The organism is Nocardia neocaledoniensis (assembly GCF_029868625.1).
Classification (GTDB): domain Bacteria; phylum Actinomycetota; class Actinomycetes; order Mycobacteriales; family Mycobacteriaceae; genus Nocardia; species Nocardia neocaledoniensis_A.
The window spans coordinates 1-2,312 of the sequence record NZ_JARWOJ010000394.1; the positions used below are offsets into that span (position 1 = coordinate 1).

The 2,312-nt window shown below is 72.5% G+C and carries 2 protein-coding genes; one reads left to right on the forward strand and one right to left on the reverse strand.

Going from position 1 to position 2,312, the window contains the following annotated elements; all coding sequences use genetic code 11:
* Positions 1-85: 85 nt before the first annotated feature.
* Positions 86-1,288, reverse strand: coding sequence for a glycoside hydrolase family 76 protein (locus tag QH270_RS31070; protein WP_280347950.1), 1,203 nt, complete (start codon positions 1,286-1,288; stop codon positions 86-88).
* Positions 1,289-1,744: 456 nt separating this feature from the next.
* On the opposite strand from QH270_RS31070, the gene QH270_RS31075 reads away from it, so the two are divergent.
* The coding region (locus QH270_RS31075) for a hypothetical protein (protein WP_280347951.1) at positions 1,745-2,312 on the forward strand (568 nt) is incomplete at its 3' end.

Sequence of the window (2,312 nt, forward strand, 5' to 3'; positions counted from 1 at the left end):
CGGCCCTCCGCGCCGCCGCCCCCCGCCCCCCCCCGTGCCCACCCGCCCGCCCCCGGTAAACCCGCCCGGGGGGGCGGTTCTCGTCTCAGAGCCCGGCGGCGGTGAGGCGGTGGTCGGCCTCGAGCACCAGCCATCCGCTGAGCTGCACGGACAGGTCGCGGCTGAGATTCGCCGACGCGGCGGCCGACGCCGCCATGAGTTGCAGCGAGCCCGGCTGATTCGGGGCTGCCACGGGGCGGGTCCAATCCGCGCCGAACAGCGGTAGTCCCGCCACCTCGGCCCGGTTGGCCCAGGCCGCCCGCGCGGACGCGCGCACGATCCGCGCCGCCGTCGGATCGCCCAGTGCCAGGGCGGCTTCGGCGAGATAGCGGGCGAGGATCCCCATGAACAACCCGGAGTCGTTGTCGGTGGCGGCGGCGATCACCCCGTCGTGGGTGAGCCGGTCGGCGACCGCGGCGATCAGCGCGCGGGCACGGTCGCGATACCGCGGATCGCCGGTGCGCACGGCCAATTCGGTATCGAGTCCGATGGCCACACCCTGGCAGTAGGTGTGGATGGTGCGGTGCACCTGCCCGCCCGGCTCGTTCACGCCGTCGAGGATGAGTCCGGTGCCGGCGTCGCGCAGGCGGGTGTGCAGGAACTCGGCCAGTTCGACGGCGCGGGGCAGCTCGCCGAGGCGGGCCATCGCGATGCCGGTCGGGCCGACGGCGGGGGTGTTGTAGTAGGGCTCGTCGATCCGCCACGGGACCGCGCCGACCTCCGGGTTCCAGCCGTCGTAGAGCGCCTCACGCAGGTCGTCGATGGCGTCGTCGAAGCGGACGTCGAGCAGCCGCCGCGCGCGGTCGAGCGCCAGCGCCAGCCAGGCCATGTCGTCGTAGTACCGGTTGGTCCAGCCGGTGACGTTGCGGATCCGGATCCCGTTGGCCAGGGCCACGACCCGATGGATGCGCGCGGGCGTGCGCTCGCGGTGCGCGGCGTCGATCGCGCAGTCGAGCAGGTGCGCCTGCCACCAGTAGCACCAGCGCCCGAACGACTGGTCGATCAGCGTCGCCGGCCAGACGAGCAAGCCCAGCTGACGCCGCGAGCCGCCCCACAGCGAACGCACATGCCGCGTCACGATCGCCCGTTCCGCCAGCGCGGCGCGCGCCGCGGCGTCCGCGGGTCCCGCACCGGTGGTCGGCCTGATCGGACCGGCGGGTATCGGCTGAGCCAGCCCGGCCACCGCGATCGCGGCCCCGGCCGCGAACAGCACGCTCCGCCTGCTGACCCCACCGCTCGCGCGATCCATGACCCTCGGCACTCCTCTCCGCGCCCTCAGGGTTCCCGGCGGGGATGGCCAACGGCTGAATGGCGCCGGTGCACCGTGGAAACGTTCGGCGGGGCGCGGAGTGCGGCGAGCCGGGGCGGAAGACCCCCGAACAGAACAGTCCCCGGTAGTCTCCATCGGTTCCGAGAGCTTCAGTCGTCGCTGACAACTCCGGTACTCGACTGGCTTGCCGGGGGCTTAGCCAGATCCTGGAAAAGCGTCTCAGCGGTCGACGGACGTCTCCCTCGGCTGCGGGGCTCATTCCCGGTGTTCTGGTATCCCTCCAGTCTGCTCCTGATTCGGCCGCTGTCAAGACCCGTGGGCAGGGAAATCGGGGCCGATTTTCGGGCGTTGTGCCGACGGCGAGCAGGGAGGACAGTGGGTGATGTCCGGTGGCGTCCACCGGGGGCGCCGCCCTTCCTGAACTGGAGGTGGCCTGTGTACGCACGTTCGAGCACGATCACGGCCGAGCCGTCGTCGATCGACAGTGGGATCGCGTACCTCCGCAACGAGGTGATGCCGAGGCTGTCCGAGATCGACGGATGGGTGGGCATGTCCCTGATGGTCAACAGGGCGACGGGGCGCTGTATCGCCTCGACCGCCTGGGAATCCGAGGACGCGATGCGTTCGAGCCGGCTGGCCGTGCAACCCCTGCGCGACGGCCTGGCCCAAGCCCTCGACGGGCAGACCGAGCAGATCGACGAATGGGACGTCGCGGTGATGCACCGCGATCACCTGGCCGGGCCCCGCGCCTGTACACGCTGCACCTGGGTGCAGGTCGATCCGGGCGGCATCGACCGCATGATCGACACGTTCAAGCGCACGCTGCTGCCGGAGCTGGAACGGATGGAGGGGTTCCGCAGCGCGAGCCTGTTCGTCGACCGGTCGACGGGCCGTGCGGTGGGGGCGGCCGGGTGTTGGGGGGGCGCGGCGGGGGGGAGCCGCCCGCAGCACTCCCCCCCCCGGCCGGGGGCGGGGGTCCGCGAGGGGGGGGGCGGGGTGGTCG